Genomic DNA, 23810 nt, shown 5'->3' with positions numbered 1-23810 from the left:
TGCGGCTTCCGGTCCCACGAATGGAGGCGGAATGCTGGAACAGCTGCCGCTCTTGAACGTCGCGAACACGTCCGGGTGCGGGTCATGCACGTCCAAAGCCCGCCCGCGGAACATCTCCGCCCTCGCGTTGCAGGAAGAAATGCGTACCCTGGTGCAGCGAGCGGCCGACCAGCAGGCCGAACACGTCACGCTGAGCGCAGCGCCGGCCGACTCGGGGCCGGCGGAGTTCACGCTCGCGCTCGACGAACCCGTGCCGCTGGTCCACGAACTGCACCACGAGCCGGTGAACGGCTCCCACGTCTGGGTCGGCGTCCAGGAGGCCGCGTTGGCAGTGGCGGACGACGCACAGCACCGGCTCATCGTCAGACTTGTGGCCGGCGAGTCGCCGCGCAGCGTCGCGAACGACGTCGGATGGAGCGTTGCTTCGAACGTCGTGTCCCTCCTGGCGACCTCCGGGCTGGTTCGCGGCTTGACGGGCTACCGTGACCGCACGCCCTCAGGCGTCACGGTGTTCGCCCGCCTCCACCTCACGCAGGCCTGCCAGCTCGAATGCGCACACTGCTATGCGGATTCGAGCCCGCACGTCGATCGCGCGAACGAGCTCCCGACGGCGCGGTGGCGCAGGTTCATCGACGACTTCGCCGCGCTCGGGGGCAAGCAGGTGCTGTTCACCGGCGGTGAGGCGCTGATGCACAGCGGCTGCCTCGAGCTCATGGCGGCCGCCAAGGAGCACCGCATGAAGGTGACCTTGTTCAGCAACGGTCTGCTGATTCCCAAGCTGGCCGAGCAAATTCACCCGCTGGTCGACCTGGTGCAGATCAGCATCGATGGACCCGACGCCGAGTCACATGACGAAATCCGCGGCCGCAACTCCTTCAAGCATGCGATCGCGGCGGTTGACAGGTTGGCCGAACTGGGTACTCCGACGCGCATCGGAATGACGATCGTGCCCGCCACATGGCCCAACTGGGTACAGAAGTTTCCTCAGCTGCGAGATCGCTTCGCGGGGGCCCCGAACGTCGTCTTCAAATTCACCTACGGCATCATGCCGCACGGCCGCGGCAGCCAGATCGATCCCGCCGGTCCGGCGTCGCGGGAGGAAGTGAGCGAACTCCTCGCGGCGGTCAACGGTGCCGCTCCCCAGATCACGCGTCATATGGCCACATGCGGATACGCCGATCAGATGGTGATCGGACCCGATGGGTCGGTCTACCCGTGCCACCTGCTGGACGGAAAGGTCTGCCACATCGACGACATGCCCGTGCGCAACATCGTCGACCTGGTGGCGGGACTGGCAACACAGATCGACGTCGACCATGTCGAGGGCTGCAAGACGTGCGAGATTCGGTATCTTTGCGGAGGGACGTGCCGCGTACGCGACAGCAAGAACACCGGCTCTCGCCTGATTACCACGTGCACGCCTGAGGACAAGAATCGTATCTACGCGAAGATGGCCGGCGATTTCGCTCAGCACGCGCGGTAACGGCCGAGAAAGGGAAGATCATGCCCGACGAACCCGAGGTGCCTGAGTCTCTGGAATCGGAGTGCGAGGACACGCTTCGCATCTCGAAGGCGAACATCGACCTGTCCGAAAAGGGGTTGCGGATCGTTCTCGACGAGGAGCAGCTCGCGGACCTCGGCAACATGTTGGATCAGAACTCGGAATGTTCGCCCGGATGCATCAGCATGCCCGGTGGGCCCCGCTGCTGACTCCCGGGTGAGGCTTGGGGTGCTCGGTCGGACCCGGATCGGCATCTCGCCCGCGCCGACGAGCGGCTCGCCCGTGCAGCACTCGCCCGATCCCGCACGTGAGCGCAGTCGACGACGTTGACGACGCGGGGGCAGGCCGACCAAGGCCTCTCAGTGATCGACCGGCAGTCGCACGTCACGATCTTGTCAGTCCAACTGATCGTTTCGGAATGGATCGAGCTGCGGGACTTGTGCTTGGCGATGCCGGTCGGCCGGGTGTCCGGGACGTGTGTTGATCTTGTTCCTGACGCCCTGCGGGCAGCGGGTGGCCCCGCTGCTGCCGCCTGCTCCCGAGTGACGCCTTCGCTCTCCGGGCGGCTGCGTGTTCCAGACCGGGTGGCAACCGGCACGACGGTACCCAGCTCCTGCTGTTGCTGGGTGCCGTCCCGTCGGTCCGGGGCTTCGGGGACGTCCTCGCCGCGAGCCCCGGCGTCTGTACGCCGACCGGGGCCGTGACTTCGACAAGTGCCGCCGCCTGCCGCGCAAGCGCGGCATCAAGCCCCTGATCGCCCGACGCGGCGTAGCCCATGGCTCCGGACCGGGCAAGGCGCGCCGGGTGGTCGAGCGCACATTCGCCCGGCCGCACCAGTTCCAACGCCTCCGCACCCGCTACGAACGACGGGCCGATCTCCGCCAGAGCCTGCTCGAACCGGCCTGCGGCCCGATAGGTCCGTGCCGGCTCCGACAGAAGGCCGATCACCCGGTCAGTAGCGGAGGCGGGCTTCAGCCCCATCGATACGCACGACGCAGTCCTTGAAGAGCTGCAACGCCGCGCCCTTGGTGAGGGTGACCCGCTGAGCGGACAGGGCGCCACCGGTTGCGCTGCTGTCCGCCAGGAGGCGGACAGTGCTCGGGGCCCGGCCGATGACCTCGGCCTGCGCGGCGCGGACCACCACGGATTCGTCGAAATCTCCGGTGATGAGGGACATCCGTCAATGCTTCGTGAAGGGGTTCGACGGCGATGAGGGGGCCGGATCAGAGGGTGAACAACGGGGCGGCCGTCACCAACACCAGGACAGCGGTGGCGAAGTGGATGCCGAAGGCGGCCGCCGGGATCCGCCGTTGCGCAGCACGATGAAGGTGTAGCCCAGGGGCAGCAGTGCGACGACGAGCATGTACCAGGCTTCGGCACGGGGCCCGGCGAACGCGAGCAGGGCGAGGCCGAGCAGGCCGTAACTGCTGTCACGCAGGCCTTTGATCCGCAGGTAGGCGGTGGGGCCGCCGGACGTGGACGCGACTCCGTAGCCGCTCGCCGCGGCATACGGGGAGTGGAGGAATCTCGCACCGACGAACAGGACGAGCAGATCGAGAAGGACGGCGAGGGCGTATGCGGTGATCGTCATGGAGGTTTCACCGCTCCTGGAGCGTTGCGGGGGAGGCGGTGGTCGCGCCCGCAGCGGATGCCCGCGGCTGAGCTGGCAGGCGCTTGCCGATCGTGATGAACAGCAGGACCAGGCCTGCGGTCAGCAGGATGTGACCAAGGCCGGCGATGCCCGCGACGGCGGCGCCGCTGTCGTGCCCGAGGACGGTCAGAGTGCCGTGCAGGGTCATCATGCCGACGGTGATGACCAGGCCCGCGTTGTAGATCCAGAAGAACCAGCCGAACAGCGCACTGGCGGTCAGGGAGAACAGCTTCTCCAGGGCCAGCACGACGAGGAAGAACAGCATTCCCAGAGCGAGGACATGGGTGTGCACGACCCCCAACTGGGTCTGCCCGGTGAAATGCTCGGCCTTGGTGAGTTCCCGGTAGTACAGGCCGCTGACCACCCCGAGGATCATGTAGAGATGGGCGGCGTTGAGGAGCTTCTTCATGCGCGGTGGCTCTCTTCGGGTTCGGTGTTCCACGGCTGACGGCAAGAACGCCAACAGTCAGGGGCAACGACCGCGCCGCCTATGAGCGATCGGCTCTGATCGGCTGCGGCAGATCGAGGCGTCCGATGTCGGTCTTGCTTCCAGATGCTAGGTCGGCGCCCCATGGGGTGAGGTGCATCGCGTGCGGACCTCACCGGCAACGCGTGCAAGGACGGTGCGAGGTCGCGTCCTGGAAGAGGCTGTACGGGTTTCACCCCGCCCGGGATCCGTCGAGCGTCGTCCGGCTCACGCGCCCCGGGCGGATGTGCGACGTGTCCGGCAGGTCATGCCTTCCGGCCGGACTCCATCGCCTCGGTGCGGTAGGCGTGCGGAGTGGTCTCGTAGGCGGCACGGAATGCCCGGTTGAACGTCGCCGTACTGGCGAACCCCCACCGAGCGGCGATGACGTGAACGGCCAGATGGCGCAGCTGCGGACGCGCCAGGTCGGCCCGGCAGCGTTCCAGTCGACGTCGGCGGATCACCGCCGCCACCCCCTCGCTCCCGCCCTGAAGGTCGTCGTGGCTCTGGAACAGCGTGTACAGGGTGCGCAGCGAGATGTGGTGATGGTCGGCGATCGCACGGGGCGTCAGGCCCGGGTCGCCCAAACTCTGTTCGATGAAGGCGTCGATACGGTGCCGCATGACCTGCGCCCGGGCGTCGGCCGACGCGTCCGCTTCCGCGCCCAGTTGCTGATCCAGGCACGAAACTGCCAGCTCCACCGCCGTGTTGGCGAGCACCGCCAGATCCAGGGGCCTGCAGTCCGGGCCGTTCCCGGCCAGGGAGACCAGGAACTGGGCCAGGATCGCTCCCACGCCCGTACCGCTGGACATGCGTCGTGCGAGCAGTCGGTCGATCTGCCGCGAGGGCAGGGGCATCCGCGCTTTGGGTATCTGCAGGACGAGGGCGTCCACCGTGCCGCCGTCGAGGCCCGAACCGGACTTGTACGGGCGGGAGGTGTCCCACAGCACCATGTCCCCGGCATGCAGCTCCGCCTCGCCCTCCCCCTGCGCATACCAGGCGGTTCCCGCGGTCACCAGCCCCAGCTGGTACTGCTCCGGATCCCCACGACGGATCAGGGCCGGCGTGCGCCAGGAAAGCAGCGGTGAAAACGAGAACCTCGACATCCGGGCCCCGCCGAGGTCCAGGAAGGCGCCCTCCGCCTGGAATCCGGCAGCGTCCTGCGGAGTGAACGCCGACGGCATCAACGCGCTGGACACCGTCTGCGCGAACCAATCGAACCGGTCCGTCACCGGCACCTGCACCGAATCCGCCCCCTGCCACACCGTCAAGCCTCCAGCTTGCTTCTTCCACCCGGCTCGGCCTTCTCGCTCGACCGGCGCAACGATCACTCGCGGGTCGCGCGGGGGCTCCTGGGGAGTGTCCGACGGGTCGTGCGGCGCGGCCCCGTCGGGCTACCCGCGTCAGGCCGTCAGGCGGCGTGCTCGACGTACTCGAAAACAATGCCACCAGGGTGTCGCACCGTGGCATTACGTCCCGTGGGGACCTGGTTCGGGCCGGAGAGGATCTCGCCGCCGTGCGTATCCAGAAGGTCGCGCAGGCCGTCGAGGTCGTCGACGAGGACCGTGCTCTGAACGTTCCGAAAGGGGGCGAGGGCCTCCTCCGTCCCTGCCACGACCAGGAATCCGCCGATACCCGCCAGTTCCACGTCGGCGTAGGGGAAGCGCGTCCGGACGTCCTCCCCGGTCAGCTCGCGCAGTGAAGGCAACGCCCGGTCCAGATCGTCCACGTACAGCCGAGCCAGTGTCCTCAGTACCTTCACGCCCACCCCTCAAGGTCAATTCGATATTCCCGAATCGTGGAATCGTGCGTCATCATAGACACAGACCCGGAGGAGGACGAACCGATGCCCGCGCTGCCCCAACCCCAGCCCCAGGACTTCGACATCGCCACCGTGCTGCACGCCCTGGGCGACCCGGTCCGCCTGGACCTGCTGCGACGCCTGGCCGCGGACGGAGAATGCACCTGCAGCCCTGAAGGCGTCACCGTGGCCCGCTCCACCCTGTCCAACCACTGGCGCATCCTGCGCGAAGCTGGCGTCATCTCCGTCCGCACCAGCGGGAAGACCCGCCTGGTCACCCTCCGCCGCCAAGAGCTCGACGCCCGCTTCCCCCGTCTGCTCGACGCCGTCCTCGACGAGGTCGACCGCCACGCCGACATCGCGTGACCCCGCAGGTCAAGAACGCGACCACAGCCAGATCACTGCCCGAGGCGGCACCTGGACATCCTCACCGTCGTATCGGGTCGCCACCGACCGAAATCCCTTGAGCGCCAGGGTCGAGCCGGGGGTGACCACCACCCGGCCGGGCGGCGCGCACACGGTCCGGAACCGAGAACGAGACAGTGCGAACCATTCCGTCGGACCGATCCGCGCCGGCCCCCCGCGCGCATCTCGCACGCGGCCTGGCCGCCAGGCGGCGTGGCACACTGACGGCTCAGGCAGCGGAGAACGGGGGGATCCGGTTGGGTCTGGAGATCGAGAGCAGACCGTCGGAGCTGCCGTACATCGAGCGTGTGTGGCGCAGCCGCAGCGACGAAGTGGGCCGGATGACGTCGGTTGCGGCAGCACACTGGGAGCTCGTCTTCTGGGAGCACCACGGTCAGGTCCAGGCGGTCGTACAGGGCCCAGAACCCAGGGCGTGTCCGGCCGCCGTCCCCGAGGACGCCACGTTCTTCGGCATCAGCTTCGCCCTGGGCACCTCGATGCCGCACATACCGGTCAGCCGGCTCGTGGGCAGGAACGCGGAGATACCCGATGTGACGCGGCGCTCCGTCTGGCTGAAGGGCTCCGCCTGGCACCCACCCGATTACGACAACGCGGAGGCGTTCGTACGGCGCATGGTGCGTGAGGGCATCGTGGACCGCGACCCGATCGTGCCCGCCGTGCTCGACGGCGCCGCCCCCGATGTCTCCGAGCGCACCCTCCAGCGGCGCTTCGTCGCGGCGACGGGTCTCACCCAGGGTGCCGTCCGGCAGATCCACCGCGCCCGTGAGGCCGCGATCCTGATTCAGGAGGGTGAACGGGCCCAGGACGTCGTGCACCGGCTGGGCTACTTCGACCAGCCGCATCTGGCGCGGTCCTTGACCCGGTACATCGGCCGGACCGCCACTGGGCTGAGCCGTCCGGACGGGGTCGAGCCCCTGTCGCTTCTGTACAAGCACTCGTCCTCGGCGCCCGCGTAGGTTTCCTGGCGTAGCCGACGGGGTCGGCTCGTCCCGGTCGCGGGGCCGTCCCGACCGTAACCGGGCAGACGGCCCGGAACTCATCACGGAGGAATCATGCGCAAGGTCGTTTCGAGTCCGTTCATCTCGCTCGACGGTGTCGTCCAGTCGCCGAACGAATGGCAGTTCGCCTTCGACGAGGAGATGGGCGCCGCGCTGGGGAAGGCGCTGGAAACGGCGGACACGATTCTGATGGGCCGGGTGACCTTCACCGAGTGGGCCGAGTACTGGCCGACGGTGACCAGCGGCGAGGACGCCGGTTTCGCCAAGTGGATCAACGATTCGCCCAAGTACGTCGTCTCCTCCACGCTGGACAGCGTCGAGGACTGGGCCAACAGCACGCTCATCAACGGCGATCTGACGGCCGCGATCGAGAAGCTCAAGGCAGGCGAGGGCAAGGACATCACCGTCGCGGGCAGCCCGACGCTGGTTCGTTCGCTGCTGGAACTTGATCTGCTGGACGAACTGGTGCTGTTGATCCACCCGGTGGTGGCCGGCGAGGGCCGGAAGAAGCTGTTCGCGGATGACGCCGCCCTGAAGAAGCTGGAACTGGTGAGCGCCGAGCCCACCGGCAGCGGCGTGATCATCGCGACCTACCGCCCGGTGCGCTGAGCACTGGACCGTAGCGGCGGTCAGGCTGCTCCGTTCCGTGGCGGTGTCGTAGGATCAGTGGGCGGGTCGCCGGTGCTCCGCCGCGAACATCTGCGGCTCGGACCTGCCCTTGCCAGGCGGCCACACCTTCCAGGACCCGGCAGCCGGCTGGGTCCAGGTGTCACCGCACCGCAGGTGGGGCAGGGCGAGCATGGCCTGTCGAGAGGCGGGAAGGCGCCGCCAGCGCGTCCCGATCTCCCGCCGCCTGACTGCCAGCCGTCCGGATCCTCGGCTACCCCAGGTTCTACGACCTCAACGCCGGTACTGCCCCGGCGTCAGCGCCACCAAGCGCGCCGCGCTCGACAACGGAGCCGACGTCCTCAACAGCGTGATCCGCGACGAGGTCGCCCAGCACGACGGTCATGCGGACCATGTGATGAGAGCGGTCTGGCTCGAAGCCTGTTCCCACGCCCGCGGAGCGTGCTGCTGAGCCTGAGCGGTCCCGCTAGGTCTTTCCGCCATACGTGTCAGAGGGTTGTCGCCTGCCTCACGCCGGGCGGGAGTCTGGTCCGTGACTGGTCCGCAGGTGCGAGCTGGGCGGCCGATTCGACTACGCGACGTGACGAACCAGAGCAGTTATCTCGGCCGGCCCTGGTGAGCAATTTCCTTGTCGGCATCCAGACTTGGGACGCTAGAAGAACCCCACTGCCTTCGGGGAGTAGCTACAAAAGATGTTCTTCGTCTGCTGGTAGTGCTCCAGCATCATCTTGTGGGTCTCTCGGCCGATGCCCGACTGCTTGTAGCCTCCGAAAGCGGAATGGGCCGGGTAGGCGTGGTAGCAGTTCGTCCAGACGCGGCCCGCCTGGATCGCGCGGCCCGCGCGGTAGGCGGTGTTCGTGTCGCGGGTCCAGACGCCGGCGCCGAGGCCGTAGAGCGTGTCGTTGGCCGTGCGGATCGCGTCGTCGAAGTCCGTGAAGGAGGTCACCGCCACCACCGGGCCGAAGATCTCCTCCTGGAAGATCCGCATGCGGTTGTCGCCCTCGAACACGGTCGGCTGTACGTAGTAGCCGCCCGCCAACTCGCCCCCGTGCTCGACGAGCCGGCCGCCCGTCAGGATCTTCGCGCCCTCCTTCTGGCCGATCTCCAGGTAGGAGAGGATCTTGCGGAGCTGGTCGGCGGAGGCCTGCGCGCCGATCATCGTGTCCGTGTCCAGGGGGTGGCCCGGGACGATCTTCTCCGTGCGGGCGACCGCCGCTTCCAGGAAGTCGGCGTAGTGCCCGCGCTGGACGAGGGCGCGCGAGGGACAGGTGCAGACCTCCCCCTGGTTGAGGGCGAACATCGTGAAGCCTTCGAGGGCCTTGTCGCGGAAGTCGTCGTCCGCCGCCCACACGTCGTCGAAGAAGATGTTCGGCGACTTGCCGCCGAGTTCGAGCGTGACGGGCTTCAGGTTCCGCGAGGCGTACTCCATGATCAGTCGGCCTGTCGTCGTCTCGCCCGTGAAGGCGATCTTCGCCACGCGCGGGCTGGACGCCAGCGGCTTGCCGGCCTCCTCCCCGAAGCCGTTGACGACGTTCAGGACACCCGGGGGCAGCAGGTCCGCGACCAGGCTCAGCCAGAAGTGCACCGAGGCCGGGGTCTGTTCGGCCGGCTTGAGGACCACCGCGTTGCCCGCGGCCAGCGCCGGGGCCAGCTTCCAGACCGCCATCAGGATCGGGAAGTTCCACGGGATGATCTGCGCGACGACGCCCAGCGGCTCGTGGAAGTGGTACGCCACGGTGTCGTCGTCGATCTCGCTCAGCGCGCCCTCCTGGGCCCGCAGCGCCCCCGCGAAGTAGCGGAAGTGGTCGATCGCGAGCGGGATGTCCGCGGCGAGCGTCTCCCGCACGGGCTTGCCGTTGTCCCAGGTCTCGGCGACCGCGAGCGCCTCCAGGTTCCTCTCCATGCGGTCCGCGATCTTCAGCAGGACGCCCGCCCGCTCCGCCGGCGCCGTCCGCCCCCACGCCGGGGCCGCCGCGTGCGCCGCGTCGAGGGCGCGTTCCACGTCCTCGGCGGTGCCGCGCGCGACCTCCGTGAAGGGACGGCCGTCGACCGGACTGGGGTTCTCGAAGTAGCGGCCGTCCGCCGGGGCGACGTACTCGCCGCCGATCCAGTGGTCGTAGCGGGCCTGGTACGACATGAGCGCGCCGTCGGTGCCGGGCGCGGCGTAACGGGTCATGGACATGGCCTCCCTCGGACGCGCCGGCCGTCCCTGGCCGGTGCTCACGCCCGAGTGTGGTGAACGGTACGTTGCAAACCCGTTGCGCCGACGGACAGTTCCGCCTCCAGGGCGTCGAGCCTCGCCCGTACGGGAGGAAGCTGCGACGTCGGCACCGCGGCGCACAGCGCTCGCCAGACCACCACGTCGTCCTCGCCCCACGCGCTGTACGCCCAGTCGGCGAGCAGTCCGGGATCGCCCCGGTCCACCAGAGCCGCCCGCAGCCGGTCCGCGAGCCGCTCCCGCAGCCGCACCACTCCGGGCGCGAGCGACGCGGGCAGCAGCGGGCCCGCGTACTCCCCGGCCGCCGCCGTGACGGCCCCCGAGGCGAGCCTCCGGTCGACCGTCGCGAAGTCCGCGTCCACCGGGGCGGCGAGCCGGTACGGCCGTGATCGCAGCACGTCGGGGCCGAGCAACGCGCGCAGCCGGGACAGTTCCGCCCGCGGCGTCACCGGCGTGACCGACCCGTCCTCGTACAGGAGGGTGAGGAGTTCTTCACCGCCCACCCCCTCCGGCCGGTGTGCGAGGACCACCAGGATCTCGCTGTGACGGCGGCTCAGCCGCAGCCGTCGCCCGCCCACCGAGAGCACCGCCTCGTCCCGGCCCAGCGCCGACAGCCTGATCCGCTCCGGGTCCGGGGCCGGTCCGAGCAGGGCCAGCTGGGACTCGGCCGCACGGGCCACCGCCTGGACGAAGCCGAGGCTGTGCGGGTGCGCGAGCCGTTCCCCGCCGGTGATGTCGACCGCGCCGATCACCCGCCCGCTGCGCGGGTCGTGCACGGGAGCCGCGGCGCAGGTCCACGCCCGCACCGGACGCCGGAAGTGCTCGGCGGCGACGACCTGTACCGGCCGGTCGACGGCCAGGGCGGTGCCCGGCGCGTTCGTCCCGGCCGCCGTCTCCGACCAGCGGGCCCCGGCGACGAAGTTCATCCCCCGGGCCCTGCGCAGGGTGCCCGGGTGCCCTTCGACCCACAGCATGCGCCCGGCGGCGTCGCAGACCGCGAGAAGGTGCTCGCCGTCCGTCGCGTACGCCCCCATCAGCTCCCGGATCACCGGCATCGCCGAGGCGAGCGGGTGGGCTTCCCGGCACGCGGCGAGCTCGTCCTCGTCCAGTTCGACCCGCGCCGCCCCGTCAGGGCTCACGCGCGCGCGTACGGACCGGCGCCAGGACGCGGCCACCAGCGGACGTGCCTCCCGGACGTGCGGGTCCGCGTCCGCGCCCCGACGGGCGTCCGCGCCCGGGGCGGTGCCTCGACCGGTGCCTCCGCCGGTGCCCGGGCGTCCGCCCCCGCCTCGGCCGGTGCCCGCGTGCCCGTCCTCGTCCCGACCGGCGTCCGCGTCGAGGTCCGCCGACGCACCCCTGTCGGACGTCGCACCCCGGGCCGTCCCCGGGCGGGTAGCCGCTCCGGATTCCGCCGCCGGTGCCCGTCCCGGCCGTGGCTCCGCGGCCCTCCACACATTGCTCAACTCGGCCTCCTCGTCGAGGTCGTCCCGGCCCGTCGCGCTCATCGTGGTGCGCCCGCGGCCACCCGGCAAGCCACCTCGCGCCACGGCATGCGCACCCTGTCCGGGACCGGCCCCCGGCCGCTCACGTAGAGTGGGGTCCGGGCCGTGACTGGCGCTTGAGGTGGATCACCACCGGGGAGCGGCCCGGCAGGGCGTGCCGTAGCGGCGCGCCCGTGCCGATGCCGTGCGCCTGGGCGAACCACCGGTCAGAGACGACGCCCAGGAGTTTCCATGTCCATCAGCACCGCCACCCTCATGGACGGCACGGCCCTCGCCCGCCGCACGGTCGAGGAGACCGCCGTCCGAGCCGCCGAGATCACCCGCCGCACCGGTGTCACGCCGTGCCTCGCGACCGTGCTGGTCGGCGCGGACCCGGCCTCCGTCACGTACGTGAAGATGAAGCAGAACCGCTGTGCGAAGGCCGGAATCCGCTCCAAGCACGTCGAACTGCCCGCCGAGACGACGACCGAGGAGCTCGTCGCCGCCATCACCGCCCTGTCCGACGACCCCGAGGTGCACGGCATCCTGCTCCAGCACCCGGTCGGTCCCCACATCGACGAACGCGCCGCCTTCGAGGCCATCGCCCCGGAGAAGGACGTCGACGGCGTCACCATGGCCTCCTTCGCCGCCATGGGCTTCGGCCTGCCCGGCTTCGTCTCCTGCACGCCCGGCGGCATCATGCGCCTTCTCGACGCCTACGACGTCGAACTCAGCGGCAAGCGCGCCGTCGTCGTGGGCCGCAGCGCCATCCTGGGCAAGCCGGCCGGGCTGCTCCTCCTCGGCCGCGACGCCACCGTCACCTACTGCCACTCCCGCACCCAGGACCTCTCCTCGGTCGTCCGTGAGGCCGACGTCCTCGTCGCCGCCGTCGGGAAGCCGAACTTCATCAAGGGCGAGGACATCAAGCCGGGCGCCGTCGTCATCGACGCCGGCTACAACCCGGGCAACGTCGGCGACGTCGACTTCGCGTCGGCCGCCGAGCGCGCCTCCCTCATCACCCCGGTCCCCGGCGGAGTCGGCCCCATGACCATCGCCGTGCTCCTCGCCCAGACGGTCGAGGGCGCGGAGCGCCAGCTCGGCCTGTAGGCGGCCGTGACCGGGCGGCGGCGGTGACGGGGGAGCGGCGGCGGTGATGGGGGAGCGGCGGCGGCGCGAGCGCGCGGGGCCGGCGATCGTCACGATTCTGTACGGGTCGAGCCCGACGGCCGGTGAAGGCTGGCCGCGCCGCCGCCGAACGGCGAACCTGGTCCCTGTGTCCCACCCGCCGACCGCCACTCCGCAGCCCGAACCGGGCCGTCCGGGTCCGTCCGGTCCCACCGACATCGAAGTCGATACCGATACCGACGTCGATACCGACGTCGATGTCGATGTCTATGTCGATGTCGACACGGGCTCTTCGACTTCCACCGGTACGGATCCGACTGACGTGGATCCGACGGGTACGAATCCCACTGCGACGCTTCCCATCGGCACGGGTCCCACCGGCACGGGTCCCACCGACACGGGCTCTTCGACGGGTGCGAACCCGATCGGGCCGTCCCCATCCGCACCGACCGCATCCGCACCGATCCCCTCCGCACCGACCGCACCCGACTCCGCCCCGCGCCGTCCGATCGAGTCCCTCACGGTCGAGCGCCTCGCGGCCGGTGTCGAGTCCGCGTGGTCGGCCCGCTTCGTGCGGCTCGGCGCGGCCCGGCCGGGACCGGCGGCGCGGCGCGCCCGTTGGTTCGGCGTGCCGCTCCTGCCGCTGCTCACGGCCGCCCTGGTGGCCGGCGCGTTCCTGACCGCACGGGGTGGCACGGCAGATGGCGGACTCGCCGACGGCCCGCCGGGTGGGGGCCCGGCCGGCGTGCCGTCTCCCGTCGCCACCGACGGGCCGGGGCTTGTCGCACCCGCCCCGACGACCGGAGCGGGTGCGGCCGACGCGCCGAGCGCCGGAACGCCCGCCGACCCCACGGCGACGAGCGCCACGCCGAAGCGAACGGCAGCCGGAGACCGAGCCGGGCAACAGCAGGGCAGTACCTCACCGGCCCCTTCCCGGTCCCGGACCACCGCCCCAGGCGCCACCCCGTCCGGCCGTCCGACGGGCGCTCCGGCACCCGAGCGGCCCGTCTCCTACGAGGCGCTGCGCGTCGGCGACTGCTTCGACATCGACCGCGACGCGCCGGGCACCGCCCTCCGGCGGCGCTGCGACACGCCGCACCGGGGCGAACTCGTCGCCCGTCCCCGCCTGGTCGGCACCTTCGCCACCGACGAGGCGGTACGCGAGGCGGCCACCGTGCTCTGCCGCGAACCGCTTCGCCGCAAGGCCGCCCGGCAGCCGCTCGGCACGCGCTGGACGACCTTCGTCCAGTACCCGTACCGGACGAGTTTCCTCCTCGGCGAGGACGCCGTCGCCTGCAGCCTGGTCGTCACCAGCGGCACGGTCAGCCACCGGCTCTCCTAGCACCGGGCCCAGGAGCACCGGTTTCACCGGCACCGGCGGCGAGCGCCGTCGCCAGGGCCGCCGCCGGGTCACGGTCCGGCGGACCGGCCGGGGACCAGCGGGCCCCTGCCTTCAGGTACGGCCACCAGCGCCCGTCCTCGCCGAGCCGCAGCTGCGCGTCGGCGCCCACGGCCGTCCACCGCGCGCCGCCCGCGCGCCGCAGCGCCGGACGGTCGTCCTCCGCCCATGCCTCCGCGAGCCGGAGCGCGGCCCGTTCCAGTGCCTCGGCGTCCGGCGTCCACTCCTCGTCGAGTACGGCGAGGGCGGCGGCGCCGCCGAACCGCCACGCGCGCGTGGCCGGTTCCAGCTCGGCCCGTGACCTGCCCGCGCCGCCGGCGAGCCGGGCCGCGATCGAGGGGGCGGGGGCGCCCGCCGCGAGCCGTACGGCGTCCTGGGCGACCGTCAGCCGGGGCGGACGCGGCAGGCCCGCTCCGCCCGCGGCGGCCGTGTCCCCGCCGCCGGTCAACTCGCCGAGCAGCCTGTGCGCGCGTGCCGCCGCGTCGGCCGCGAGGAACTCGAGGGCGGCGGGGTCGACCCCCGGCTCCGGCGGCGTGTCCGTGTCCAGGGACGGCGGCCGGCCCGGCACGTCCCGGGAGACCGGAGGGGCGGGCAGCGGCGGCACGAGGAAACCCGCCGCGAACACCTCCTCGGCCGGCACGCCGGGCATCCCGCCGGCTTCTACGGGTCCGCCCGGCGCGCCACCGGTTCCCGCCCCGTCCCGCGCGGACGGCGCGGCGGCCCGTGCGGCACTGCGCGCCTGCAGCTGCTCCAGAAGGGTGCGCTCACCCCGTCCGCGCATCAACAGGAGCACGAACGGGTCCTCGTCGAGGAGGCGGGCGACCTGGTAGCAGAGCGCCGCCGTGTGCGGACAGTGGTCCCAGGCCTCGCAGCCGCACTCCGCGTCGAGGTCCCCGATGCCCGGCAGCAGGTCGAGCCCGGCCGCCGCGGCGTCCTCCACCAGGTGCGGCGGCATCTCGCGGTCGAGGAGCGCGGCGATGTGACCCGCGCTGTCCACGGCGAGGTCGAGGAGCCGTTCCCACTGCTCCTCCGAGAACTCCCGCACCAGCACGTCGCCGCGGTACGCCGTGCCGTCGCGGTCCTTGACCATCGCGGTGATCCGGCCGGGCCGCACCGAGACGGCGCCCACCGCCCCCGCGCGCGCGTGCCGGCGTCCGGCCTTGAGCTGCTGCCCGTCGAGGGCCGTGTCCTCCAGGGCCTTCAGCCACGCCCGTCCCCACCAGGTGCGGGTGAAGCCACCGCCGCGCGCCGGCGGGAGCGCCTCGAAGGTCCGCTCGACGTCCCCGTGGCCGCGCCCTCGTCCGTACTCGCTCATCGTCCGTCCCCTCGCAGTCGCACCAGCTCCGCCAGTTCGGCATCGGTCAGTTCGGTCAGCTCCGGCGGAGCGTCCCCGCCGGTCCCGAGGACGGTGTCCGCCAGCTCGCGCTTGCGGTCGAGCATCGCGGCGATCCGGTCCTCGATCGTGCCCTCGGCGATGAGCCGGTGGACCTGCACCGGCCGGTCCTGCCCGATCCGGTACGCGCGGTCGGTGGCCTGTGCCTCCACGGCCGGGTTCCACCAGCGGTCGTAGTGCACGACGTGTTCGGCGCGGGTCAGGTTGAGCCCCGTCCCGGCGGCCTTCAGGGAGAGCAGGAAGACCGGGACGTCCCCGCTCTGGAAGCGGGCGACCATCGCCTCGCGTTCGGCGACCGGGGTGCCGCCGTGGAGGAACTGCGTCCGTACGCCCCGCGCCGCGAGATGCGCCTCCAGGAGCCGTGCCATCCCCACGTACTGGGTGAAGACCAGGGTGCACGCGCCCTCGGCGAGAATGGTGTCGAGGAGTTCGTCGAGCAGTTCCAGCTTGCCCGAGCGGCCCTCGATCCTCGGCCGTTCCTCCTTGAGGTACTGGGCGGGGTGGTTGCAGATCTGTTTGAGGCCCGTGAGGAGCTTCACGACGAGGCCGCGGCGCTCCATGCCGTCGGCCTCGGCGATCGCCGCGAGGGTCTCCCGCACCACCGCCTCGTACAGTCCGGTCTGTTCGGGGGTGAGGGAGACGGTCCGGTCGGTCTCGGTCTTCGGCGGCAGCTCGGGGGCGATTCCCGGGTCGGACTTGCGACGCCGCAGCAGGAAGGGGCGTACGAGGGCGGCGAGCCGCGCGGCGGCGGCCGGGTCCTGCCCGCCCTCGACGGCGGCGGCGAACCGGGTCCGGAAGGCGCCCAGACCGCCGAGGAGCCCCGGGGTGGTCCAGTCGAGGATCGCCCACAGTTCGGAGAGGTTGTTCTCCACCGGCGTGCCGGACAGCGCCACGCGTGCGCGTGCCCCGATGGTCCGCAGCCGGCGGGCCGTCGCCGAGTACGGGTTCTTGACGTGCTGCGCCTCGTCGGCGACGACGAGCCCCCAGTTCCGGGCGGCGAGCCGCTCGGCGTCCAGCCGCATGGTGCCGTACGTGGTGAGCACGAAGCCGTCGTCGGCGAGCTCCTCCAGGTCACGGGCCGTGCCGTGGAAGCGGCGCACAGGAGTGCCGGGCGCGAACTTCTCGATCTCCCGCTGCCAGTTGCCCATGAGCGAGGTCGGGCAGACGACGAGGGTCGGCCCGGCGGAGGCCGGGTCGGTCTGCCGGTGCAGGTGCAGGGCGATGACCGTGATCGTCTTGCCGAGTCCCATGTCGTCGGCGAGACAGCCGCCGAGGCCGAGCGAGGTCATCCGGTGGAGCCAGTCGAGACCGCGCAGCTGGTAGTCGCGCAGGGTCGCGGCGAGCGCCGCCGGTTGTGGGATCTCCGGGCGGTCGCCCTCGGGTTCGGCGAGCCGCTCGCGCAGGCGCTCCAGCCAGCCCGTCGCGGCCACCTCGACGGGGCGTCCGTCGACCTCGGTCGTGCCGGTGAGGACGGCCGAGAGGGCGTCCACCGGTGTGACCTCGCGGTCCTGGTGGGCCCGGGCGCGGCGCACCTCGGCCGGATCGACGAGGACCCAGCGGTCGCGCAGCCGTACGAGCGGGCGTCCCGCCTCGGCGAGCCGGTCGAGTTCGGTCCGGGTGAGTTCGTGGTCGCCCACGGCGAAGCGCCAGTTGAAGGCGAGCAGGGAGTCGGCGGCGAGGAAGGAGGGCAGCGCGGAGGCGCGGGCGGCGCCGGTGTCCGAGGCGTCCGTGAGGTCCGAGGGGCCCATGGCCTCCGGGGCGTTCGCGGCGTCCGGGCCGCAGGGCTCGAAGCCGTCGCGGGACGCGTCGGCTCCGGTCCCCTCCGGGCCGATCACCGCGCGTGCGGTGAGCCGGTCGGCCGGCTCACGGGGCCAGTGGACCTGGACGCCCGCCGCCGCGAGGGCCGTGGCCGCCGGGCCCAGGAGCTCCGCGACCTCCTCGTCGGCGAGTTCGACGGCGTCGGGCACGGCCGCCGACAGCAGCGGGGACAGCGGCGGCCAGGCCCGGGCGGCACGCCGGAGGGCGAGGAGGGCGTCCATCCGGGCCCGGGGACCGAACGCGGCCCCGGCGCGGCCGGATCCCGCCCACACCTCGGCCGCGTCCGCGACCAGGGTCGGATCGGCTGCCCCGTGCAACTGGAGCACTGCCCGGAACGCGGGCGCCTCCCGGGATTCCGTGGTGAAGCCGGGCAGTTCCAGCCGGAGCGAGAGCCGGACGCCGGCGTCGTGCACGGCTGCCACGTCGGCGGCCCATGCCCGCTGCTCGGGAACGGTCTGCGGTGCGTCGGCCGCGAAGGCGGGCCCACCGGCGGCCAGCGGGGCCGCCGGGGTGCGGGGCAGGGTGTCGGCCACCGCGTCGGCGAAGGCGCGCAGCAACGCCTCGGGCTCGGGCAACAGCAGCAGCGGTTCGTCGTCGGCCGGGGGCTCGCCGTCGGCCGGCGGTACGGGGGCGGGCAGGGGTACGGCGTGCGCGAGGGGCGGCATCGACGCGGCGAGCGTGCGGAGTTCGGCCAGTTCTCCCGGGCCGAGCGGCCCGACGCGCCATGCGTCGTGGTCGCCGGGCGTGAGGCAGGGCAGCAGCAGGCCGCGTGCGACGAGGTCCAGGGCGAAGAGGGACGCGGCACCCCAGAACGCGGTCGCGGGGGAGGCGGCGTCCGAGAACCGGGCGCGGGCGAGGAACGGCAGGGCGTCCCGTACGGACAGGGTTCTGGCGGCGACGGTCACGGTCTGGAGCGGGTCGCCGTCGACGACGGTGATCTCGGTGTCGCCGGTGGAGGGGGCGTCGGCGGCGGGCGGGGGCTCGCCGTCCGGTGACCAGAAGGCGATCCGTCCGGCGCGGGGCGGATCGGCGGGAAGGAAGACAGCGGAGTGGCGGAAGGGGCGGGAGGTTTCGGGGGCGGGTTCGCGGGCCGGTTCATCGGGTCCGTGCGAGAGCGACAACGCATTCCTCAAATTTGACTACCGGGGGACCGAGTCGCCGAGGATACCCGACCGGAACGACCTCTGTGCGCCCGCGTCGCGTGATGCGCGTCACGGGGTGCGGGGGTGGGGATCGCCCCACCCCCGCACCCCGGCGCGCCCCAGGTCGTGGACGGGTGGTGACGCCATGGCTGCGGACGATCACGAATCCGTACGTTCTCGGTAGACGCCCGCCCCCGCGCAAGACCGACAGAAACCGGAGCCCGTCATGTCCCAGGCCACCGTCCTGCCCCCGGCCGCCGCCCCCGCCGGGGCGCCCGCCCGCGCCCGGGGCGGCAGCGAGTTCAGCCCCCTCCTGCGGACGGTCAGGGAACAGGGCCTCCTCGAACACCGCCCCGGCTGGTACGCCCGAGGCATCGTCGTCGACCTCCTCGGCATCGCCGCGGTGGTGGCCGGGCTCGCCCTGACAGGGCCCTCCTGGTGGACGCTGTTCCTCGCCGTCCCCCTCGCCCTGTTCTCCGCGCGCGCCGCCTTCGTCGGACACGACGCCGGTCACGCCCAGATCACCGCGAACCGCAGGGCGAGCCGCGTCCTCCAGCTCGTCCACGCCAACCTCCTGCTCGGCATGAGCCGGGAGTGGTGGAACGACAAGCACAACCGCCACCACGCCAACCCCAACCACCTCGACAAGGACCCGGACGTCGCCGCCGACGTCCTCGTCTTCGCCGAGCACCAGACGACGGGCCGCACGGGCCTGCAGGGTTTCCTCACCCGTCACCAGGCCCGGCTGTTCTTCCCGCTGACCACCCTGGAGGGCATCGCGCTCAAGGCGTACGGAGTCCAGGCCCTGCTCGCGAAGGACGGTCCGTACCGCGACCGGCGCGAGCGGTTCGTCGAAGGCGCCCTCCTCCTCGCCCACCTGGCCGGATACGCGACGCTGCTCCTCACGCTCCTGACACCCGCCCAGGCCCTCGTCTTCGCCCTCGTCCACCAGATGCTGCTCGGCCTGCACCTCGGCATGGCCTTCGCCCCCAACCACAAGGGCATGGAGCGGCCGGACGAACACGCGGACGGCGACAGCTGGGGCCATCTGCGCCGACAGGTCCTCACCTCGCGCAACATCCGGGGCGGTGCCCTGACCGACTGGTTCCTCGGCGGGCTCAACTACCAGGTCGAGCACCACCTCTTCCCGAGCATGCCGCGCCCGAACCTCCGCCTGGCCCAGCCCGCCGTCCGGGCCCACTGCGCCGCGCTGGGCGTCCCGTACACGGAGACGGGTTTCGTGGACTCGTACCGGCAGGCCCTCGGCCACCTGCACCAGGTGGGGGCGCCGCTCCGCGGCGAGGGCGCGGAGTAGGGTCGTACGGCGAAGTGCGATGTGATCATCGGCCCGGAAGCGGTGGGGAGCCGCTCCCCGGCCGGAAGAGAAGGGGGAGCCCTCACCATGACCAGCGGCACCGTCACCACGGTCAGCAGCAACGGCACGTACTCGTTCACCAAGCCCAACCGGGAGGTCATCACCCTTCTCGCCGGACTCGGGGTGGAGGGCGACGTCCACGCGGGCGTGACGGTGAAGCACCGGTCCCGCGTCGCGCAGGACCCCACCCAGCCCAACCTCCGCCAGGTCCACCTCATCCACGCCGAGCTCTTCGAGGAGGTCGCGGGCGCCGGCTTCGAGGTCACCCCCGGTGACCTCGGCGAGAACGTCACGACCCGGGGGATCGACCTCCTCTCCCTGCCCACCGGTACCCTCCTCCACCTCGGCGCGGAGGCCGTCGTCGAGGTCACCGGACTGCGCAACCCCTGTGCGCAGATCGACGGTTTCCGGCACGGTCTGCTCAAGCAGGTCCTCGGCCGTGACGAGGACGGCGAGATCGTGCGCAAGGCGGGCGTCATGGGCGTCGTGCGCACCGGCGGAGAGGTGCGGCCCGGGGACCCGGTCCGGGCCGAGCTGCCGCCGGAGCCGCACCGTCCGCTGGAGCGGGTCTGAACCGTCCGAGACTCCCGCTCAGCCCTCCAGGGCGCAGGAGTTGACCACGTCGCCGCTCGCGGGTCGCGCGATCGTACGGTCCGAGGGCGGCACGGCGCCCTCTTCGACCCAGCGCGTCAGGGCGTCGAACGCGGAGCGGTAGCACGGCAGGATCGGCCGCAGCCGGTCCGGATACGTGTCGTAGAGGCCGTCCGTGTGCGTCCCGTCCTGCACCGTGTAGTAGCGGTGCAGCCCGCCCCGGCCCCGCGCGTCGATCATCCGGGCGTACACGTCGGAGTCCGTGGAGATCGGCAGCAGGGTGTCGAGATCGCCGTGGAGCGTGATGAGCGGCTTGCCGATCCTCCCGGTCAGCGCGACCCTCGCGACCGCGCGGTGGACGGACGCCGGCCGCGAGGCGTAGTCGTACACGGCGTCCGAGGCACAGGGCGCGAAGATCTGCTCCACGGTCCCGCCGGCGGTGGAGCCGGGGCAGGCCGGGTCGTACGCGGGGTCGAACTCGGCCCGGAAGAGCTTCTGCGTCAGACCCCAGTAGGCCTTCTCGTGGTACGGCCACAGGAAGCGCGAGCCCGGCGCGAAACCCGCCGCGATCAGGTCCTCGTCATCGGCGAGGCCCTGGGACCGGGCCACCGTCACCGGCAGGCTCGTCAGGAGGTTCGGGCCGCGCGTCGTCCACAGCACGCCCTCCCAGTCGACCCCGCCGTCGTACAGTTCGGGCCGGTTCTCCAGCTGCCAGCGCGTGAGGTAGCCGGCGTTGGAGATGCCGGTCATGTACGTGCGCTCCGGAGCCCGGCCGTAGCGCTGCCGCACGACCTTCTTGGCGGCTCGCGTCAGTTCGGTCACGCGGCGGTTCCACTCGGCGACGGCGTCGCCCGGCTCCCGCCCGTCGGTGAAGAAGTCCGGGCCGGTGTTGCCCTTGTCGGTGGCGGCGTAGGCGAAGCCCCGGGCGAGCACCTGGTCGGAGATCAGGGCGTCCGTGGAGTACTGGCGCCGGCTGCCGGGGGCGCCGGTGACGACGAGCCCGCCGTTCCAGTGGTCGGGGAGCCGGATGACGAACTGCGCGTCATGGGCCCAGCCGTGGGTGGTGTTGAGGCGGGAGTCGTCGGGGAAGTAGCCGTCGACCTGGATGCCGGGCACCCCCGAGGGATTGCGGGTCGCCTTCGCGGCGAGACCGGCCCGGTCCGTCGGATCGGTGTACGGGGTGCCGGCGAGTCCGGTGGTCGTGAGGTCGTCCAGACAGGCGGACTGCCGGTGTTCGGCACCGGGTACGTGGATCCGGTCCTGGCGCGCGCAGTGCGCGACGGGCGGCGCGTCCGCCGGCGCTTCGGCCCCGGCGGGGCTCGCCGGGGCGAGGACGGTGACCCCGGCGAGGAGCGCGGTGATCATGGAGACGCCTGGGAGCAGGCGCATGGTGGGCCTCCGGTGGGACGACGGAAAGGGGTGCGGCGCCACATCGTGCGGCGCGCCCCTGTCGTCGGGCCATGGCTGGGAACCACACCTCGGGCCGTCGCCCTATGGGGAGCCAAGACGGGGCCGGGAGAAACGGGGGCCCAGGAGGAGCGGACGGCCATGGCGCCGAGGGCTTCGAGGAGGAGCGGACAGCCGTGCCGCCAGGGTTCCGGGGAGGTCTTCAGGAGGAGCGGACCGCCATGGCGTCGAGGGCTTCGAGGAGAGCGGGCAGCTGTGGCCCCCGCATCACGGGCAGCACCTCGCGCGGCAGCTCGTCGAGGAGGACGAACGCCATGTCGTCGACCTTGGCCACGAGCGACCAGCCCGGACCGTCGGCGCGCAGCATCCCGGAGACCGACCGCACCCGCCCCACCGGCGGCGGCTCCTCCAGATAGCCGCGCAGCTCGTGCAGGGCCCTCCTGACCCCGGTGTACGGGCCGGAGGCCGCGGCGCCGGCTTCCGGGGCCCCCGCGCCGGGGGCGGCCGCGCCGGGGGCCGCCGCCGACGGTTCTCCGTCCCTTCCTGCGTCGCCCACCCGGGCCCGCCAGGTGTCCCAGTGGAGCGCCACCTCGTCGGCGCCCAGGCGGCGCTGTGCCGGCCCCCACTCCTCGCCGGAGGGCGGGACCAGCGGTGCGGGGTCGCCCTCTTCGGGCTCCGGATCGTGCGGGGCCGGGACGCCGGGGGCGGCGGTCGCCACGGCGAGCGGCCAGCCCGGCAGCCCGGTCACCACCGAACGCTCGTCGGGCGAGAGGTCGTAGGCCATGCCGCAGTCCCAGGAGGAGATGGCCACCGCGACGAGCGACACGTCGTCGACGACGACCGTCCAGCGGGCACCGTGCCCGTCCTGGCCGAACACGAGCCCGTACCCCTCGGCGTACGGCTGCAGGCCCAGCGCGGCGCAGGCCGCCGGGTAGTCGTCACCGAGCACGCTCGGGAAGCGCCCGGGCGTCAGCAGTGCCGCGGTCAGCACAAACAGCTCGTCGGCGTCGGCGTCGGCCTCGGCGATCGGGTCCGTCCCAGCCACGGCGTCCTCCCCATCTGGTCGTCGGCGCACCTTAACCAGTGGGTAACCCGCGCGTCGAGGGTCTCCGCCACGGAACCTCGGCCCTCCGGAGCGGCTCCCTCACGCGTCGCCGACCCGCCGGGCGGTCGGCTGGTCACGCAGGCCGAGCAGGGCGCGGGCCACGGTGCGGGGGGACTGGTTCCGTTCCCGCGCGAGGGTGATCAGGGCGCGGCAGGCCAGTTCGTTCACGCCGAAGGAGAGCATGCCGGGGGAGACCCGGCTCGCCGCCTCCTCCGCCCGGGCCGGGTCGTCCTCGGCGCAGGCGGCCATGTACTCGGCGGCCGCCTCGAAGAGGTTGTGCCCCTGGCGGGGGCGCGGTGGCGCCGGAGCGGCGGCTTCGGGCGCCTTCCGGCCGGAGGGGAGGAGTCTGCGCAGTCTTTCCGGAACTCGTGCCACGGCCCGCCGCCTTTCCCGGGCACGACTGCCCGGCATCTCCACGGTAGACAGTGAAGTGTCGGTAAAGAAGGGGGCGTTGGCATCGGTGATGGGCATGGAGGGCGCGCGTCCGGTGAGCCCGCCCGGTGGGCGGCGCGGCGCGCGGGCCCGCGAGGACCGCGCCCCGGCGTCGCCTCGCCGGGCGCGTACCGCGCCCTTTTCGCCCGCGGTGGAGGCTCAGGCCTCGCGGACCGCGAGGGCCAGGTAGCGCGCGTCCTCGTCGACGTAGTCGACGAGCCGCCAGCCGGCCCCGGCGAGCAGGGGGCGCAGCCGGGGCTCCGCGCGCAGGTCGTCCGGGGTGACCTGTCGGCCGTGACGGGCCGCGAGGGCGGCTCGTCCGATCGGGTGGAAGAGGGCGAGGCGCCCCCCGGGCCGTACGACGCGGGCGAGTTCCCGCAGGCCCGCGACGGGGTCCGGGAGGTGGGAGACGAGCCCCGCCCCGAACACGGCGTCGAGCGCGCCGTCGCGCACCGGCAGCCGGCCGACGTCGGCGAGCAGCAGCGCCCCGCCCTCCTCGCCGCCGCGCCCGGCGGCGACGGCCCGTTCGATCATCTCGGGGGTGAGGTCGGCCCCGAGCACCGTGCCGGAGGGGCCGACGGCGGCCCGGAGCGGCGGGAGCGCCCGGCCGGTCCCGCAGCCGGCGTCCAGCACCGCGTCGCCGGGGCGCAGGCCGAGCTCGTCCACGGCGGCGGCGTACGCGGGACCGTCGTCGGGGAACCGGCCGTCCCAGCCGGCGGCGCGGGCGCCGAAGAATTCTCGTACCTGCGTGGGGTCATCGCTCATGGGTTCATGATCCCGCAGGATTCGACACCCGGAGGGATGAACGTTCTGGGTGCCCGTTCGAACTCGGCCTGATCGTTCGGGACCCTCTC

At 72.3% G+C, this 23810-nt stretch carries 19 protein-coding genes, 4 pseudogenes and 1 riboswitch; of the genes and pseudogenes, 9 read left to right on the top strand and 14 right to left on the bottom strand.

The genetic code is table 11. The annotated features are described in order from the left end of the window. Nucleotides 1-31 precede the first annotated feature (31 nt). Nucleotides 32-1483 carry a radical SAM/SPASM domain-containing protein gene (locus IE180_RS19075; protein WP_190158097.1) on the top strand — a complete coding sequence of 484 codons (1452 nt, stop codon included), beginning with the start codon at nucleotides 32-34 and terminating at the stop codon, nucleotides 1481-1483. A gap of 20 nt (nucleotides 1484-1503) precedes the next feature. Then, nucleotides 1504-1710: a hypothetical protein gene (locus tag IE180_RS19070; protein ID WP_190158096.1), complete on the top strand. Its 207-nt coding sequence runs from the start codon at nucleotides 1504-1506 to the stop codon at nucleotides 1708-1710. 809 nt (nucleotides 1711-2519) lie between these two features. Here the strand turns inward: IE180_RS19070 and IE180_RS19060 are convergent. The 5 genes and pseudogenes from IE180_RS19060 to IE180_RS19040 all read right to left on the bottom strand — a co-directional run. Next, nucleotides 2520-2678: pseudogene (locus IE180_RS19060) on the bottom strand (cupin domain-containing protein); the annotation flags it as partial. 46 nt (nucleotides 2679-2724) lie between these two features. Further along, nucleotides 2725-3092 (bottom strand): annotated as a pseudogene (locus IE180_RS19055) (DUF4267 domain-containing protein). A 7-nt stretch (nucleotides 3093-3099) separates the two neighbouring features. Continuing rightward, nucleotides 3100-3561 (bottom strand): DUF2871 domain-containing protein, encoded by a 462-nt coding sequence (locus IE180_RS19050; RefSeq protein ID WP_190158095.1) that lies wholly within the window; start codon nucleotides 3559-3561, stop codon nucleotides 3100-3102. Between the two features lie 323 nt (nucleotides 3562-3884). Further along, entirely contained in the window at nucleotides 3885-4883 is a 999-nt protein-coding gene (locus IE180_RS19045) for an AraC-like ligand-binding domain-containing protein (protein WP_229860647.1), read from the bottom strand. Nucleotides 4884-5029: 146 nt separating this feature from the next. Further along, the gene (locus tag IE180_RS19040) at nucleotides 5030-5347 is read right to left on the bottom strand and encodes a hypothetical protein (RefSeq protein ID WP_229860615.1); all 318 of its coding nucleotides are present in this window, start codon (nucleotides 5345-5347) and stop codon (nucleotides 5030-5032) included. Nucleotides 5348-5464: 117 nt separating this feature from the next. Between IE180_RS19040 and IE180_RS19035 the strand changes: the two genes are divergently transcribed. From IE180_RS19035 to IE180_RS19025, 3 genes are all read left to right on the top strand, one after another. Continuing rightward, nucleotides 5465-5785: an ArsR/SmtB family transcription factor gene (locus IE180_RS19035; RefSeq protein WP_190158093.1), complete on the top strand. Its 321-nt coding sequence runs from the start codon at nucleotides 5465-5467 to the stop codon at nucleotides 5783-5785. 380 nt (nucleotides 5786-6165) lie between these two features. After that, the gene (locus IE180_RS19030; protein ID WP_229860613.1) at nucleotides 6166-6801 is read left to right on the top strand and encodes a helix-turn-helix domain-containing protein; all 636 of its coding nucleotides are present in this window, start codon (nucleotides 6166-6168) and stop codon (nucleotides 6799-6801) included. 96 nt (nucleotides 6802-6897) lie between these two features. Further along, nucleotides 6898-7452, top strand: coding sequence for a dihydrofolate reductase family protein (locus IE180_RS19025; protein ID WP_190158091.1), 555 nt, complete (start codon nucleotides 6898-6900; stop codon nucleotides 7450-7452). A gap of 135 nt (nucleotides 7453-7587) precedes the next feature. Here IE180_RS19025 and IE180_RS19020 read toward each other — a convergent pair. The 3 genes and pseudogenes from IE180_RS19020 to IE180_RS19010 all read right to left on the bottom strand — a co-directional run. Continuing rightward, nucleotides 7588-7716 (bottom strand): annotated as a pseudogene (locus IE180_RS19020) (IS5/IS1182 family transposase); the annotation flags it as partial. Nucleotides 7717-8122: 406 nt separating this feature from the next. Beyond that, the gene (gene exaC, locus IE180_RS19015) at nucleotides 8123-9646 is read right to left on the bottom strand and encodes an acetaldehyde dehydrogenase ExaC (protein ID WP_190158274.1); all 1524 of its coding nucleotides are present in this window, start codon (nucleotides 9644-9646) and stop codon (nucleotides 8123-8125) included. Between the two features lie 44 nt (nucleotides 9647-9690). Beyond that, nucleotides 9691-10866 (bottom strand): annotated as a pseudogene (locus IE180_RS19010) (GAF domain-containing protein); the annotation flags it as partial. Nucleotides 10867-11285: 419 nt separating this feature from the next. Next, a riboswitch (ZMP/ZTP riboswitch) is annotated at nucleotides 11286-11393 on the top strand. A gap of 28 nt (nucleotides 11394-11421) precedes the next feature. Here IE180_RS19010 and IE180_RS19005 point away from each other — a divergent pair. Next, nucleotides 11422-12276, top strand: coding sequence for a bifunctional 5,10-methylenetetrahydrofolate dehydrogenase/5,10-methenyltetrahydrofolate cyclohydrolase (locus tag IE180_RS19005; protein ID WP_308434418.1), 855 nt, complete (start codon nucleotides 11422-11424; stop codon nucleotides 12274-12276). Nucleotides 12277-12865: 589 nt separating this feature from the next. Continuing rightward, a complete protein-coding gene (locus IE180_RS19000) occupies nucleotides 12866-13636 on the top strand; it encodes a hypothetical protein (protein WP_190158090.1) in 771 nt (256 codons plus the stop codon). On the opposite strand, the gene IE180_RS18995 is transcribed toward IE180_RS19000, so the two are convergent. Continuing rightward, nucleotides 13617-15008, bottom strand: a complete 1392-nt coding sequence (locus IE180_RS18995) for an SWIM zinc finger family protein (RefSeq protein WP_190158089.1) — start codon at nucleotides 15006-15008, stop codon at nucleotides 13617-13619. The two genes, IE180_RS19000 and IE180_RS18995, sit on opposite strands and share 20 nt — an antisense overlap. Continuing rightward, nucleotides 15005-18025 carry an SCO1167/SCO6262 family helicase gene (locus IE180_RS18990; RefSeq protein WP_190158088.1) on the bottom strand — a complete coding sequence of 1007 codons (3021 nt, stop codon included), beginning with the start codon at nucleotides 18023-18025 and terminating at the stop codon, nucleotides 15005-15007. The genes IE180_RS18995 and IE180_RS18990 overlap by 4 nt, the downstream gene beginning before the upstream one ends. Before the next feature lie 247 nt (nucleotides 18026-18272). Here IE180_RS18990 and IE180_RS18985 point away from each other — a divergent pair, with 247 nt between their 5' ends. Together IE180_RS18985 and IE180_RS18980 are read left to right on the top strand one after the other, a co-directional pair. Further along, on the top strand, nucleotides 18273-19361 hold the full coding sequence (locus IE180_RS18985; RefSeq protein WP_190158087.1) for a fatty acid desaturase family protein: 1089 nt from the start codon (nucleotides 18273-18275) through the stop codon (nucleotides 19359-19361). 87 nt (nucleotides 19362-19448) lie between these two features. Continuing rightward, the gene (locus tag IE180_RS18980; RefSeq protein WP_190158086.1) at nucleotides 19449-19994 is read left to right on the top strand and encodes an MOSC domain-containing protein; all 546 of its coding nucleotides are present in this window, start codon (nucleotides 19449-19451) and stop codon (nucleotides 19992-19994) included. 18 nt (nucleotides 19995-20012) lie between these two features. On the opposite strand, the gene IE180_RS18975 is transcribed toward IE180_RS18980, so the two are convergent. The 4 genes from IE180_RS18975 to IE180_RS18960 form a co-directional block, all read right to left on the bottom strand. Beyond that, on the bottom strand, nucleotides 20013-21401 hold the full coding sequence (locus IE180_RS18975) for a tannase/feruloyl esterase family alpha/beta hydrolase (RefSeq protein ID WP_190158085.1): 1389 nt from the start codon (nucleotides 21399-21401) through the stop codon (nucleotides 20013-20015). 220 nt (nucleotides 21402-21621) lie between these two features. Next, nucleotides 21622-22464, bottom strand: a complete 843-nt coding sequence (locus IE180_RS18970; RefSeq protein ID WP_190158084.1) for a hypothetical protein — start codon at nucleotides 22462-22464, stop codon at nucleotides 21622-21624. Between the two features lie 99 nt (nucleotides 22465-22563). Further along, entirely contained in the window at nucleotides 22564-22899 is a 336-nt protein-coding gene (locus IE180_RS18965; protein ID WP_229860612.1) for a hypothetical protein, read from the bottom strand. Between the two features lie 216 nt (nucleotides 22900-23115). Continuing rightward, complete coding sequence (locus tag IE180_RS18960) at nucleotides 23116-23721, bottom strand: class I SAM-dependent methyltransferase (RefSeq protein WP_190158082.1); 606 nt, start codon at nucleotides 23719-23721, stop codon at nucleotides 23116-23118. Nucleotides 23722-23810 lie beyond the last annotated feature (89 nt).

The organism is Streptomyces litmocidini (assembly GCF_014649755.1).
Taxonomy (GTDB): domain Bacteria; phylum Actinomycetota; class Actinomycetes; order Streptomycetales; family Streptomycetaceae; genus Streptomyces; species Streptomyces litmocidini.
This window is presented reverse-complemented; position numbering and strand designations above follow the sequence as displayed.